At 44.1% G+C, this 14,086-nt stretch carries 17 protein-coding genes; 8 read left to right on the top strand and 9 right to left on the bottom strand.

The features are described from left to right. Position 1: 1 nt before the first annotated feature. Positions 2-1,006, bottom strand: a complete 1,005-nt coding sequence (locus tag AABA11_RS02100; protein WP_338264977.1) for a phosphotransferase — start codon at positions 1,004-1,006, stop codon at positions 2-4. Positions 1,007-1,092: 86 nt separating this feature from the next. Between AABA11_RS02100 and AABA11_RS02095 the strand changes: the two genes are divergently transcribed. Together AABA11_RS02095 and AABA11_RS02090 are read left to right on the top strand one after the other, a co-directional pair. Next, positions 1,093-1,833 carry an ElyC/SanA/YdcF family protein gene (locus AABA11_RS02095; RefSeq protein WP_338264975.1) on the top strand — a complete coding sequence of 247 codons (741 nt, stop codon included), beginning with the start codon at positions 1,093-1,095 and terminating at the stop codon, positions 1,831-1,833. Positions 1,834-1,843: 10 nt separating this feature from the next. Then, positions 1,844-2,038, top strand: coding sequence for a hypothetical protein (locus AABA11_RS02090; protein ID WP_338264971.1), 195 nt, complete (start codon positions 1,844-1,846; stop codon positions 2,036-2,038). A gap of 9 nt (positions 2,039-2,047) precedes the next feature. Here the strand turns inward: AABA11_RS02090 and AABA11_RS02085 are convergent, their stop codons facing one another. The 5 genes from AABA11_RS02085 to AABA11_RS02065 form a co-directional block, all read right to left on the bottom strand. After that, the gene (locus tag AABA11_RS02085) at positions 2,048-2,350 is read right to left on the bottom strand and encodes a helix-turn-helix domain-containing protein (protein WP_265727458.1); all 303 of its coding nucleotides are present in this window, start codon (positions 2,348-2,350) and stop codon (positions 2,048-2,050) included. Further along, the gene (locus AABA11_RS02080; RefSeq protein WP_479481447.1) at positions 2,350-2,739 is read right to left on the bottom strand and encodes a type II toxin-antitoxin system RelE/ParE family toxin; all 390 of its coding nucleotides are present in this window, start codon (positions 2,737-2,739) and stop codon (positions 2,350-2,352) included. Before AABA11_RS02080 ends, AABA11_RS02085 begins: the two co-directional genes overlap by 1 nt. A gap of 99 nt (positions 2,740-2,838) precedes the next feature. Further along, the gene (locus AABA11_RS02075; RefSeq protein WP_338264968.1) at positions 2,839-3,501 is read right to left on the bottom strand and encodes an anthranilate synthase component II; all 663 of its coding nucleotides are present in this window, start codon (positions 3,499-3,501) and stop codon (positions 2,839-2,841) included. A gap of 11 nt (positions 3,502-3,512) precedes the next feature. Next, positions 3,513-4,922: an anthranilate synthase component I family protein gene (locus AABA11_RS02070; RefSeq protein ID WP_338264966.1), complete on the bottom strand. Its 1,410-nt coding sequence runs from the start codon at positions 4,920-4,922 to the stop codon at positions 3,513-3,515. Beyond that, entirely contained in the window at positions 4,919-5,149 is a 231-nt protein-coding gene (locus tag AABA11_RS02065; RefSeq protein ID WP_338264964.1) for a Trp family transcriptional regulator, read from the bottom strand. The genes AABA11_RS02070 and AABA11_RS02065 overlap by 4 nt, the downstream gene beginning before the upstream one ends. A gap of 178 nt (positions 5,150-5,327) precedes the next feature. Here AABA11_RS02065 and AABA11_RS02060 point away from each other — a divergent pair, with 178 nt between their 5' ends. Together AABA11_RS02060 and AABA11_RS02055 are read left to right on the top strand one after the other, a co-directional pair. After that, positions 5,328-5,609 carry a type II toxin-antitoxin system Phd/YefM family antitoxin gene (locus AABA11_RS02060; protein WP_338264961.1) on the top strand — a complete coding sequence of 94 codons (282 nt, stop codon included), beginning with the start codon at positions 5,328-5,330 and terminating at the stop codon, positions 5,607-5,609. Next, entirely contained in the window at positions 5,606-5,893 is a 288-nt protein-coding gene (locus AABA11_RS02055; protein ID WP_338264959.1) for a type II toxin-antitoxin system RelE/ParE family toxin, read from the top strand. Before AABA11_RS02060 ends, AABA11_RS02055 begins: the two co-directional genes overlap by 4 nt. Positions 5,894-5,902: 9 nt before the next feature. Here AABA11_RS02055 and AABA11_RS02050 read toward each other — a convergent pair whose 3' ends face one another. After that, on the bottom strand, positions 5,903-7,459 hold the full coding sequence (locus tag AABA11_RS02050) for a tetratricopeptide repeat protein (RefSeq protein ID WP_338264957.1): 1,557 nt from the start codon (positions 7,457-7,459) through the stop codon (positions 5,903-5,905). A gap of 62 nt (positions 7,460-7,521) precedes the next feature. Between AABA11_RS02050 and tnpB the strand changes: the two genes are divergently transcribed. From tnpB to tnpC (AABA11_RS02035), 3 genes are all read left to right on the top strand, one after another. After that, entirely contained in the window at positions 7,522-7,884 is a 363-nt protein-coding gene (gene tnpB / locus AABA11_RS02045; protein ID WP_338264837.1) for an IS66 family insertion sequence element accessory protein TnpB, read from the top strand. Positions 7,885-7,910: 26 nt separating this feature from the next. Then, the gene (tnpC, locus tag AABA11_RS02040) at positions 7,911-9,461 is read left to right on the top strand and encodes an IS66 family transposase (protein WP_338264682.1); all 1,551 of its coding nucleotides are present in this window, start codon (positions 7,911-7,913) and stop codon (positions 9,459-9,461) included. Between the two features lie 184 nt (positions 9,462-9,645). Next, a complete protein-coding gene (gene tnpC, locus AABA11_RS02035) occupies positions 9,646-10,281 on the top strand; it encodes an IS66 family transposase (protein ID WP_338264955.1) in 636 nt (211 codons plus the stop codon). A gap of 178 nt (positions 10,282-10,459) precedes the next feature. On the opposite strand, the gene AABA11_RS02030 is transcribed toward tnpC (AABA11_RS02035), so the two are convergent. Then, on the bottom strand, positions 10,460-11,869 hold the full coding sequence (locus AABA11_RS02030) for a tetratricopeptide repeat protein (RefSeq protein ID WP_338264952.1): 1,410 nt from the start codon (positions 11,867-11,869) through the stop codon (positions 10,460-10,462). 176 nt (positions 11,870-12,045) lie between these two features. On the opposite strand from AABA11_RS02030, the gene nadS reads away from it, so the two are divergent. Continuing rightward, positions 12,046-12,330 (top strand): NadS family protein, encoded by a 285-nt coding sequence (gene nadS / locus AABA11_RS02025; RefSeq protein ID WP_338264950.1) that lies wholly within the window; start codon positions 12,046-12,048, stop codon positions 12,328-12,330. Positions 12,331-12,408: 78 nt separating this feature from the next. Here nadS and AABA11_RS02020 read toward each other — a convergent pair whose 3' ends face one another. Continuing rightward, positions 12,409-13,908, bottom strand: a complete 1,500-nt coding sequence (locus tag AABA11_RS02020; protein WP_338264947.1) for a methyl-accepting chemotaxis protein — start codon at positions 13,906-13,908, stop codon at positions 12,409-12,411. Positions 13,909-14,086 lie beyond the last annotated feature (178 nt).

The following is a 14,086-nucleotide window of genomic DNA, read 5'->3' as shown; positions in this document are numbered from 1 at the left end:
GCTAATCCCTTCCTAATTGTGTCAGCGCTTGTTCGGTAAGGCGCTGACTAAAGGGCGTATTCTTAGAGTGTGTCGGTGACCAGCCCATAATAAAACGGTGAAAATCCGCCCACGCAATCGGGAACAAGCGCTGCCACTCGTCCACCACCTCATGAACCAAAGCCTGTGACTCGCCTTGCGCCATTAACTCACGCCCTAACTCAGCAAAATAATGCGCCAGTAAATAGTCGATATTGTCGGCCAGTTCAGATTCAGTCAGCGCACTGCCCAGAAAATACGCCACATCTTGAACCCCAACGCCACCGCCAACGTACTGAAAGTCAACCGCCGCCACTGAATAATGCATTGGGGAAAAACAAAAATTGGCGACTTTGGCATCACCATGAACAATGGTTTTAAAGCGTGCGTTATCCAGACACTCAGCCAATTCAGCCGCCGCCGATTTCAGCTCGCCTTCTTGCATTGCTGCCCATTCGTCTGGTCGCGTATCTAGATGCCAATATGTGCCTTTTTTCCACAAGCCTTGCGGCCAATTCAGCGAAGGAGAAGAATGAATAAAACTCGCGTGAAACGCCGCCAACCAATTAATGCAAGACAACACATAATCCATATTATGTTCCCAATATCGGTCTGAATACCCAGCGGCGTCCAAATCTTCTAACAACGTCAACCTTTGCCCCGTGTGTTCGTCATGGAAATCCCCATAACACTGCGCAACCCGAGCCGATGGATTGCATCGCGACGCCCATTGTCGATACCAAACTTGCTCCACTTCGTAAGAACGCACTTTACGCAAATGCGCGTGATCCGAATGCCAGCCTCTAGGGTGATTCACGTCCAAGGGAAATGTGCAATGTTTGGCGATCACAGACGATGGCGACTCTTGTCCCGTTAGCGAATAACGCACCACCTCGCCGTAACCGCTCCACAATGACTGAATCAAAGAGGTTCGCTCCACTGTGTCGGCCTTGCATTGGCGCTTAATAAAGATCTCGGGCGTCATCATATTCATACAATCCACGTAAAAGTCGCGACTATTTTACCCATAAAACGGTATGCTAAAACGTCTTTTATAATCATTACTGATCTATCATGAGCCTTATTCTGTTCTATCTCAAAAAAATCATCGGCATGATGTTGATGCCCATTCCCCTCACTTTACTGACGATGTGTCTAACATTGTTATTGATGAAGAAATGCCCAAAGTTCGCCAAGCTACTGCTATTCTGCGCCGTACTTTTATTAGGCTTGACCAGCTGGAATCCGGTGGCGAATTCACTCATCGCCACGGTGGAACACGATTTCCCAGTATTTGATGTTCAACAACCGGTAGACGCAGTAATCGTTCTTGGCAGTGGACATAAAGACCTCAGTAATACTCCCACTGTAATGGCACTAGGCAACAGCGCATTATTTCGCCTCGAAGAAGGGTTACGCATTTTAAAAGCCAATCCGAGTGCACAATTATTTGTTTCCGGTTATTCAGGTGAGATGACCGAACCGCACGCAGAAGTCATGCGCCGAGCCGCCATAGAATTAGGCGTCCAACCCGATAGAATTAGAGCTTTTCCTCTCGCCAAAGACACAGAAGAGGAAGCCAACAGCATGAAGCCCTACCTAGAAAGAAAACGCGCCGCGCTAGTCACCGAAGCATCACACTTGAAACGTGCGTCTATCTTCTTCGAACAAGCAGGCATCAACATTATTCCCGCACCGGCTCTGTATTTAGGGTCCGAAAAAAGCGACTGGCAAATTGACGCCACTGCCAACTACAAAAGCCAACGCGCCTTTTACGAATGGCTTGGACGTACTTGGCAATGGATTAAAAATTGAGGAGTAAACAATGACATCTAAAATGACATTTGAAGCGAACAAAAGAGATGAGCAAATATCTCACGATACTTGGTTAACACAGCAAGTTAACGCCGCTTTCGTGTATATGGAAAACGGCCTTGCTGTATTTGTGTCGAACGAAGAAGCCAATGTTCAAATGGCAGATTTTAAAGCAGAAATTCGTTCTAGAAATAATCCTTTATAGTTGCATGCTTTATAAATTAAACCCGTAATGGCTGCCATCTGGCAACTCAACGTCCACGGTTAGTTTGCCCCCAGCGCCTTCAACATAGCGCTTCAAAGTAGATAATTTGACATCTTTACCTTTGCGTTCCATGCCTGCAATCGTTGGTTGCTTCACACCTAGCGTGTTTGCCATATCCTCTTGAGTGATTTGCATGCGTTCACGCAACTGGGCGAGATGAATACCAAGCACCATGTCATCCGCCTTTTTACGGGCATTTTTTACTATTTCAGGCTTCTGATCTGAAATTAATTTATCAAGTGTTCTAGCCATTACTCACCTCGACTTTTTAGATCCAGTAGATGCTTTTCAAACTCTTTATCCGCAACTGAAATCATCTGTTCATAAAATCGCTTATCTTTCCCTGTTTTCTCTCCAGCACACAATAAAATACCAGTTCTGCTTGGATTGAAAGCATAAAACGAGCGTATAGGGTTACCCTTACTTTGCGTCCTTAGCTCTTTCATATTCGCGAACTTCGAGCCATTCACAGCATCAGCATAAGGCCTAGATAATTGCGGTCCTTTTTGCTGTAGTAAAAGCAATGTTGCCAACACGTTTTCTTTATCAATGTCATCCAGAGCTTCAAACCATTCATCAAACACATCCGTTGTTTCTATACTCCACATAAATTCCCTTTTACATAAAATAATAGCTTTCAAACTATATAGCCTTAAAGCTATATTTTCAATTTAAAAAAAGCAGCACCCATCACTGGACACTGCTTTTCTATTACTTCAAAAGTACCGATTTCTAATAAATCAAACCTGAAACAAGAAGTTCTTAATCAAGTCTTTTCCGCCCTCGGTTGCAAAGGATTCTGGGTGAAACTGAATCCCTTGAATTGGGTATTCTTTATGGCGAACGCCCATGAGTTCAAACTTACCGCCTTTGTGAATCGTCGCGATGTCCTTAAAGTCCGCTTCTTTTAACTCACCAACAGAAGCCGTCACCTCCAACACATCTGGGAAACTTTCCGCTTCGGCGATGAGCGAGTGATAACGCATGACTTCTAGTTGGTCTGGAATGTCATGAAAAATACCTTCGCTGTTGTGAGTAATTGGGCTGGTTTTACCGTGCATTGGCAATGGTGCTTTGACCACTTTGCCGCCGAACACATGACAAATGCCCTGCATACCAAGACAAACGCCCATTAATGGAATGGTTTTACCGAACTCTAAAATCACGTCCGCACACACACCAAAGTAAGCCTTGTCGTCTGGTGAACCTGGCCCTGGGGAAATAATAATACGATCTGGCGCGGCGGCACGAATGTCGTCTAATGTCACTTCATCGTTACGTTTGACAATCACCTCAAACGTGTCGATTTCACCACGGCTTTTTTCGGTTTCTAATACTTCACCAATAAACTGATACAGGTTGTACGTGAAGGAATCGTAGTTGTCGATAATATACACTTTCATGTCGGCTTCCCTTACGCTTTGTCTTGTGTGTTGGCTGGCGCGAAACTGTCGAGCACACGTTTAGTGCCAGCAAATTTGCGTTGAATTTCTTCGTATTCGTCTTCGGCATTGGAGTCATACACATTGCCGCCACAGGTTTGCACATAAGCTTTGTTACCCTTGGCAAACACGGTTCGAATTGGAATCGCAAACATACAATCGCCATTGAAAGAGAATTGACCCACCGCGCCACCGTAAGGGCCACGGCCATCGTTTTCCAAATCATCGATGATCTTCATCGCTTCGATTTTCGGCGCGCCCGTCAAGGTTCCCGCAGGGAAGTTACTCGCCAAGGCAGAGAACATGTCGTGATCTTCCGCCATGATGCCGACAATCTCACTGGAAATGTGCTGAACGTGACTAAAACGTTTAATGTCCATCAAGCTGCGTACTTTTACCGTACCGAATCGCGCAACACGGCCAATATCATTTCGGTGCAAATCGACAATCATATTGTGTTCGGCGATTTCTTTTGGATCGTTCAACAAAGCACGCGCAAATTCCGTGTCTTCTGCGGCGTCTTTACCACGCTTCGCTGTCCCTGCTAGCGGGAAGGTTTCCATTTCCCCTTGGCGCACTCGGAACAACAACTCTGGGCTGGCACCAATAACTTTTTGCTCAGCAAATTTGATGTAATACATTTGCGGCGAAGGATTCACTTCACGCAATTGCTCGTACAAATTGATGGTGTCGCCTTCCATATCGAACCATTTTTTGAAGCCCACTTCACACTGGAAGATCTTACCTTCGATAATGTCTTGCTTCACCTTGGCAACCGCATCGGCGTGATCCGTTTTGCTCATAGACTCGCCCGCTGGCGTGACCACAAAGGGACCATTTTCTGGTGTTGGAGCGGACATCATCTCTTGCACCAACTCGACTCGATTATCATCGTAGTAGAAGTAGAAAACTTCGCCTGTCATCTTGTCCAGAATCAGGCCATCTTTATACAAACCAAAACGGAAGGCATCGAACATGTCGCTCGATTGCAGATCCAAAGTCGGCTCGAAATAGTTCATGCTGTCGTAACCGATATAACCCGTTAAACCACCAGCAAAACCGCGCGACAAAATATTCTGCGGCACGATCTCGCGTAACAAGTAATACGGATTATCCGATTCGTAAGACTCCGTGCTGCCGTCACGTTCTTGGATAAACAGCTGCTTGCCTTCGGCCCAAATCAATTTCTCAGGATCAAAACCGATAATAGAATGGCGGGAAATGAAGCTCTCTTCACCAAGGGATTCCAACATAAAACAGTTGTCAAAACGCTTCTCAACCTTCTTAAACAGATCAAAAAAATCACAGGTAGAACTGATGGTGACGTACTTAGGCTTACGCGGCAGCGTGATGCGCTGCGGCTTTTTGTTATATGAACTCATATCTCTTTTAATTCCTTCAATGCTCGGGAGCCACGGGTCACAGTGGCAATACCCACACCTAATTGTTTCGCAATGTCTCGCTGCGGTACGCCTTGCTCCAACAGAGAGAAAATTTGTAATCTGTGTTGCATCTCGTTGATCTCATTCGGAGTTAGTAAGGCTTTTAAGCGCCTCTCCAACACCGCTTCATCACCGGCTTCGGTTAAAAACTGGACCAAATCTTTCATAGGCACTTCTATTTGATAAGCAGTTATGTATTCACGTACTAGTACAGTATAGATTTTGAGGAAGATAAGCAAGACAGAAATACAGTATTGTTTAGGCACGTCAAAAAATACTTCAACTTGTTAATAAACAAAATTTGCACTATATTTTGTACAAATAAACGTACAATGGTAACTTCACATGAGCCGCATAAATTTAGATCAAGACATACAACCATTATCAGAATTTCGTTCTGGTGTAACGTCATTCATTAAACAGATTAATGAAACTCGCCGCCCTTTGCTCATCACACAACGTGGCAAAGGTGTCGCTGTCATGCTCGATGTGGCTGAATACGAAGCCATGCAAGAAAAAATAGAATTACTCGAAGAGATACGCACCGCTGAATCACAGTTTGCCGAAGGATTAGGCATTTCGAATCAGGAAGCAAGAAAGCAAACCTTAGGACGCTTGAAAAAATGAAAGTAAGTTGGTCACCTCTCGCTATGGAAAAACTTGGGCATGCTGCCGATTTTATCGCACTAGATAATCCTAATGCAGCTGAGATATGGGTAAACGATTTATTCGATAAAACAGATCTACTCAGCCACCAACCTGAAATGGGACGACTTGTCCCAGAGTTACAAAAAGCAAATCTCCGTGAACTCATTTTTGGTAACTATCGAATAATCTACATAATCAGCACCGAAATCCGAATATTAACGGTGCGTAACTGCCGACAGATACTCACAGAAAAGGATTTATAGCCTAGTCGACTAGAGTTTAGAAATCTGACCCAACTCTTCTTTTAACTTAGCTTTGCTGTGGTGGTCTTCGAAATAGCGAGCAAAGGCTTGGACTTGTTCTTTGTGAGGATAATCTAGGTTTTCAATGACTGAGCGAATAGGATCAAAACTCTGATCAACCTCTTCATCTGAAATAGCATAAATATGTCCTAACGCCTCATCTGCCGTCGAATCCTCGATAATAAAGCTCAGCATTTCCATTACAGCTCTTTGTTCTTTATAACCATCTTTCATAAAGATAATCGCATCATATATCGCCTTTTTCGCTTCCTCTTTATCACCCGCAGCCAGCACCAGTTCAGCTTTGTTAGCTAAAGCAACAAAGACCTCCTTAGTTACAGCATTGCTGTCTTTGAATCGTTCCAGCAACGCGTCATACACCGCAATCGCTTCTTCTGAACGATTCAATTGGCCTAACGTAATGGCTTTGTTTACCAGTGCTTTCGCTATCGTCTCCTGTAGCGCCAGTTCATCGCTGTCTTTGAATCGTTCCAGCAACGCGTCATACACCGCAATCGCTTCTTCTGAACGATTCAATTGGCCTAATCTAATGGCTTTGTTTACCAGTGCAGTCGCTACCCGTTCCTGTAACGCCAGTTCATCGCTGTCTTTGAATCGTTCCAGCAACGCGTCATACACCGCAATCTCTTCTTCTGAACGATTCAATTGGCCTAACGTAATGGCTTTGTTTACCAGTGCTGTCGCTACCTGTTCCTGTAGCGCCAGTTCGTCGCTGACTTTGAATCGTTCCAGCAACGCGTCATACACCGCAATCGCTTCTTCTGAACGATTCAATTGGCCTAATCTAATGGCTTTGTTTACCCGTGCAGTCGCTACCCGTTCCTGTAACGCCAGTTCATCGCTGTCTTTGAATCGTTCCAGCAACGCGTCATACACCGCAATCTCTTCTTCTGAACGATTCAATTGGCCTAACGTAATGGCTTTGTTTACCAGTGCTTTCGCTACCTGTTCCTGTAGCGCCAGTTCGTCGCTGTCTTTGAATCGTTCCAGCAACGCGTCATACACCGCAATCGCTTCTTCTGAACGATTCAATTGGCCTAATCTAATGGCTTTGTTTACCAGTGCTGTCGCTACCCGTTCCTGTAACGCCAGTTCATCGCTGTCTTTGAATCGCTCCAGCAACGCGTCATACACCGCAATCGCTTCTTCTGAACGATTCAATTGGCCTAACGTAATGGCTTTGTTTACCAGTGCTTTCGCTATCGGCTCCTGTAGCGCCAGTTCATCGCTGTCTTTGAATCGTTCCAGCAACGCGTCATACACCGCAATCGCTTCTTCTGAACGATTCAATTGGCCTAACGTAATGGCTTTGTTTACCAGTGCTGTCGCTATCGGCTCCTGTAGCGCCAGTTCGTCGCTCTCTTTGAATCGTTCCAGCGACGCGTCATACACCGCAACCGCTTCTTCTGAACGATTCAATTGGCCTAACGTAATGGCTTTGTTTACCAGTGCTGTCGCTATCGGCTCCTGTAGCGCCAGTTCGTCGGTAAGCGTCCGGCAAACCACACATTTTAATTATCTTCAAACACCTTAAAATCTGTTGTCTTTTAAATCAGAGCAACAGACTCATGTTTACCGCGTCTTCCCAGCTTAACGTTACTCTCATTTGTGGACCAACCGATATGCGTAAGGCCATTGATGGACTTTGCAATATTGTCGCCTACGATCTTAAAAAAGAACCTTGTAGTGAGCACATTTTTGTCTTTTGTGGGCGAGCTCGTGACAAGATTAAAATATTGCAATGGTCTAATAATGGTTTTTGGTTGCATTACAAACGATTGGAAAAAGGCTCTTTCCAATGGCCTGGCATTGAGGATGAACATTTATCGCGGCACATATCCCATCGACAACTTAATTGGTTGTTGGATGGTTTGCCTCTTCACTCTCAAGAGGCTCATCCGCATTTAACCTATCGATATCATGACGAATAACCCATTAGGTTGGTATAATCCAACCCATGAAAATGCTTCCAGAAAACTTACCCAATGACGTTGAGTCACTCAAGGCTATCTTGCTTGAGCAAGCTCGGCTGTTGGGTGAAAAAGACTCGCAGCTTGCACAGTGGCAATCGAAATACACGTTCATTTTAGAGCAGTGGCGTTTGGCGCAGCAAAAGCAGTTTGGCAAAAGCTCGGAAACCTCACCTGGGCAAGGTGAGTTGTTTGATGAAATGGCGGCCGAATCTGATGTCATCGACACGGAGACTGAAACGCAGACCGTCTCTTACACTCGCTCGAAACCTAAGCGTCAGCCCCTGCCAAAGGATTTACCTCGCGAAACGGTTGTACTGGATATCGCTGAGTCAGACAAAGTCTGCTCATGTTGCCAAGGTGCACTTCATCGCATAGGTGAAGACCGTTCTGAAAAGCTTGATTTTATCCCGGCTCAACTCAAGGTCATCGAAACGGTTCGCCCTAAATACGCGTGCCGTGAGTGTGAGAAAACAGGCACCCAGAATGCGATTAAGCAAGCGGTTGTGCCACCGAGCATTATCCCCAAAGGCATCGCGACCCCTAGTCTGCTGAGTCAGATTATCACGGGCAAATTCCAATACAGCTTACCACTCTATCGACAAGAAACCTTATTTAAGCAATACGGTATCGAGTTGAGCCGACGAACCATGTCAGATTGGATGAAAAAATGTGCCGATGCCTTAGAGAAGCTTTATGAACGGCTGCATCAAGAATTACTGAAACAGTCCGTTATCCAAGCGGATGAAACCACCCTCAATGTGATCAAAGAAGCTCGTTCGAAATGTTACATGTGGGTGTATTGCACAGGCAAAGATGCCCCAGACAAACGCAATCCGATCCCGAATATCGTCCTATACGATTACCAACCGACACGAAGTGGGCAATGCGCCGTCGACTTTTTACAAGGCTTCGATGGCTATCTTAATGTCGATGGCTACCAAGCGTACGAATCGACCCAAGCCAAGCTGGCTGGTTGCTGGGCACATGCACGTCGTAAGTTTATTGAAGCGGAAAAAGGCATGCCGAAAGGCAAGTCAGGAAAAGCAACGATGGCGATCAATCACATCAAAAAGCTGTACGCTATCGAGACGTTGGCCCAACAGGCTGACAATGCAGAAGCCGCCTTTAAAATCCGTCAGGAGCAAGCGCCCGAAGTCTTAGCGAACTACAAAGCCTGGCTTGAAAAATCGGCTCAACAAGTGCCACCGAAATCCTTATTGAGCAAAGCGATCCAATACAATCTCAATCAATGGGACAAACTGAGCGTTTACTTGACCGATTATCGTATCAACATCGATAACAACCGAGCGGAGCGCGCCATCAAGCCCTTCGTGATTGGACGCAAAAACTGGTTGTTCTCCAATACGGGGAATGGTGCAAAATCCAGTGCAACGCTTTACAGCATAATAGAAACAGCCAAAGCCAATGGGCTTATCCCTTATGATTACTTAGTAAGATTGTTTGAAGAGCTGCCGAGAAGAAAAGAAAACGATGACATGGAAGAATTATTGCCGTGGAATATCAAGCTGACTTAAGATTGAGAATAAAGATAAAAATCTTCCCGCTGCATCCATGCAGCCTTGAATCTTCCTGAAAAGAGACAGAGCCTCCGTCCTGGAGGCATAGGTAAATCCATTTACCCTCTGTCAAATCTTAAATTATTACAATCACGTGTCAGATACAAGTTTTATGGCAATAAAAAATTAACGCGGCCTATGTGTGGTTTACCGCACGCTTACTCTTAATGTCGATGGCTACCAAGCGTACGAATCGACCCAAGCCAAGCTGGCTGGTTGCTGGGCACATGCACGTCGTAAGTTTATTGAAGCGGAAAAAGGCATGCCGAAAGGCAAGTCAGGAAAAGCAACGATGGCGATCAATCACATCAAAAAGCTGTACGCTATCGAGACGTTGGCCCAACAGGCTGACAATGCAGAAGCCGCCTTTAAAATCCGTCAGGAGCAAGCGCCCGAAGTCTTAGCGAACTACAAAGCCTGGCTTGAAAAATCGGCTCAACAAGTGCCACCGAAATCCTTATTGAGCAAAGCGATCCAATACAATCTCAATCAATGGGACAAACTGAGCGTTTACTTGACCGATTATCGTATCAACATCGATAACAACCGAGCGGAGCGCGCCATCAAGCCCTTCGTGATTGGACGCAAAAACTGGTTGTTCTCCAATACGGGGAATGGTGCAAAATCCAGTGCAACGCTTTACAGCATAATAGAAACAGCCAAAGCCAATGGGCTTATCCCTTATGATTACTTAGTAAGATTGTTTGAAGAGCTGCCGAGAAGAAAAGAAAACGATGACATGGAAGAATTATTGCCGTGGAATATCAAGCTGACTTAAGATTGAGAATAAAGATAAAAATCTTCCCGCTGCATCCATGCAGCCTTGAATCTTCCTGAAAAGAGACAGAGCCTCCGTCCTGGAGGCATAGGTAAATCCATTTACCCTCTGTCAAATCTTAAATTATTACAATCACGTGTCAGATACAAGTTTTATGGCAATAAAAAATTAACGCGGCCTATGTGTGGTTTACCGCACGCTTACGTTCGTCGCTCTCTTTGAATCGTTCCAGCAACGCGTCATACACCGCAATCGCTTCTTCTGAACGATTCAATTGGCCTAACGTAATGGCTTTGTTTACCAGTGCTTTCACAATATTTCTCTGGATAGCTATATCTTTATTGTCTTTAAAGCGTTCAAGCAATTCATCATAGACTGCTATCTTATCCTCTAGCTTATTTAATTTACCCAATGCAAAAGCCTTATTAACCAGAGCTGTTGCAATACGTTCCTGTATAATCGGTTCATTACTATCGTTAAATTGTTCAAGCAAACTATCACATACAACAATAGCCTCATGAAATCGATTAAGCTCACTGAAAGCTCCGCCTTGATTCATTTGTGCTTTAGTAACAACATCTTGAATAGCTAGGTCGTCATTAGCTTTAAATCGGTTAATTAGATCTCCTAAAACTTCAACTACTTCTTCAAAACGCTTCGATTTATTTAAAATCATCCCTTTTAAAAATAATGAATCAGCAATTTCTTTATTTGTGAGAACATGTTCTTTCGCTAAAACCTGATCAATATGATCTAGTGACTCACTAAATTTCTTATCTATATATGATTTGACAGCAAGTAATTTCCAATCTTCAGCTGTTCTTTCACCCATTGGTTTAGTTGATACTTCTTCAGCTCTCTTATGTATATTGTTACGGCTTGTATCTGTAATTTTCTCTGGCTCATTTTCCTCTATCTTAGAAACGACATCTTTTAAACTCTCATTCAGAGATTCGACTCGGGCCTCAACTTTTTCAATTTTCCCTTTACTACTACGAATTAGCTCTTCTATTTGTTTTTTAGCTGAGACTATTTCGGCTTCCAAAGTCCCTTCCAAACTTTCTTTGGCTTTTTCTTTTGCTTCAGCCAACTGAGCATCTAACTCAGCTTTATTATTTTCTAACCAATCATCAACATGTTTCTTAGCTTCTGATTTAGCCTTTTTCCCAGCTGAAACCCAACCAAAAATTACGGCGATAATAGATGCAACAAGCCCAAGAATACTAGCAAGTGTCCCAAAACGATCAGTAGAAGCATTAATCGCTTCAACATATTTCCCTTGTGCAGATAGCTTGTCATCAATTCGTGATTGAAACGCTTCAAAACGTACTTCTACCTTCCCAATCCGTTCTTTCAATTCGAGAACTTGCTCTTTCGATGCGCCTGTTGCATCGAGCATACTGACGTCTTTGCGAATTGACGTTAGTTCCCGATAAAACCATTCGGGAAGTTGAGTATTCGATGTATTTTGTGGCGTAACTTGTGAAGCACTTGGCTCTGTTGAAATTGATGCATTATCTGCCGAGAAGGCAGCCGCTGAGGAAAATAGAACACTGATAAAAGCAAAACGAATGAGAGAGGTAAGCACTCTGTTACGTCCTTGTGAATAAATGAAAGTGGGACAAGAGTAGCGCCTAATAGCGCGTTCAGGCAATTCATACTGGCCTTTTTAGCCAAGCAAAATCTACTTATCTAATTTCAGACTTTGAAAACAGAAACAAAAGAGTACTATGTACACCAAATAAATTTACTTAGAGAGACACCATGACCCTTTTCAAAGAATTAAAATCTTCTTTAGAAGAAGCAGTAGAAATCCACCAAGGTCGTAAAGCAGCCTCTCGTATTACTCGCTTTGAGATCGCTGATGTAAAGTCTATTCGCGATAGCCTGCAAGTCTCTCAGGCGGAATTTGCGAAAGCGCTTGGTACTAGTGTGGATACAATTAAAAGCTGGGAAAGCCGACGCCGTAACCCAACAGGTTTGGCGGCCAAAGTGCTGGCAACCATTCAAGACAATCCAAATTTTTATCAAGAGCTGTCAGTCCATTAAAGTTGCTCTCGTGTTTTTCACAAAAAACACCGTCTGGCGGTGCTTTTTGTATTTATGACACTTACAACTATTCTGGCATTACTTGGTTTTAAACAAGTACGCGCTGGCTTCGTAGTTCTTGGAGATCGATGCGATTTCTTCGCTGCTTTGTTGCAGGTTCGACATTAAATTCGACAGCATTTTAATGGATTGTTCATTTTCATTGATTTTGCTGTTGATCAAGGTGATCACTTTTTCTTGCTCTATGGATTCTGCCGCAATGGTTTTACTGGCTATTGCGACATTCCCTACGGCTTTTGATCTTTCGACAAGGGCGTTCGAGATAGTCTGTGCGTGTTCTACGCTGATCGATGTTCTCTGTTTGCTCGATTCCATTGAGCTGACCGTCAGTTTCACACTGGTATTCAAATTAGCGAGCACTTTTTCGATTTCATCGGTGGATTCACTGGATCTTTGTGCCAATGTTCTGACTTCGTCGGCGACGACGGCAAAGCCGCGCCCCGTTTCGCCTGCTCTGGCGGCTTCGATAGCGGCGTTTAGCGCCAGTAAGTTGGTCTGTTCAGAAATACTTCTGATTGAACTGAGCAACGTCGTAATCGACTCCACATCAGCAGTAAGAGAGTTAAGTGATTCCGACGCCGTTAATGTATTTTTAGACAAGAGTTGCATGTCTTCCATCACTTCCAATGTTTGATGGCTGTCACTCAGAATACCCTTTTCCAAATCCGTTACCAAGTTTGCCGATTCGCCGCTGCGCTGAGTAATAGATTGCATAGATTGAGAAACATCAAAGGTCAATTCAGACGCACTTTTAGCCAACGTATTGCCATGCACTACACGACCAGTCACTTCTTCGCTAATGGTGTGAATTTGCTGACTGCTGGAAACCAGTTTGTTGGCAATATTTTGGTAATCGGTGAATATGTTCGCCAATTTATCCAATAACTGGTTAAAAGACTGCTCTGCATTCGACTTAGGATTGTCAAGTCGTATGGACAGATCGTTGTCTTTTGAGACACTTTCTATCGCGCTGGCTATGTTTTGGTTTGAGCTGGACTCGCCCTTCATCAGCGACGCCATGTAGATCAACAGACCGGACTGACAGATCGCAAAAATACAATGCACGATCATTATCCACATAGTGTGGTGCCCCTCAAATGCCATGATGGGCATATCGCCGATCTGTGCGCCTTGCATTTGAAGGTACATAAAACCAACGTGATATACCGCGGTGGTTAACAAGGCAGCAATGATGGGTTTCCAATCCTGATAGATTAGAAACACGACGATGGACGCAAATATATGAAAGTGCATTTCAATCATGCCCAGCTGACTCTGGATGAGTGCTGATGAGAACAGCATCATCAAAATACCAGCAAGTACAGAAAAGACGGCGCTGCCTTTGAACAGGCTGTAAGACGCCTGTATCGCAATAAATAACACGCCTGCACTGATTGAGGTAAACGAGAGCAACCCTTCTCCCACCATACCGCTCACTAGCAATATTAAGATCTGCAGTAGTAGAAACCGGTAAATAAACACATCATTTTTTAACACTTTTTCTGGGGAGGTCGACATTATTAGCCTTTCAATTGGTTTTTCGATTAGACGAAACGGAAGTGATTGAGTGATGAAAATTGTCAGCATTATTTTATAAAATGCTGTATTAGATCTTACGCATTAAGTGGCAATTTGGATCAAAAAAATCGTAAATCAATGTAGTCCATAAGCCTGTCAAGCTACGATCAAAACACCT

The organism is Marinomonas pontica (assembly GCF_036322735.1).
GTDB lineage: Bacteria > Pseudomonadota > Gammaproteobacteria > Pseudomonadales > Marinomonadaceae > Marinomonas > Marinomonas pontica.
The sequence above is the reverse complement of the archived record's forward strand: the minus strand, read 5'-3'. Positions and strand labels throughout refer to the sequence as shown.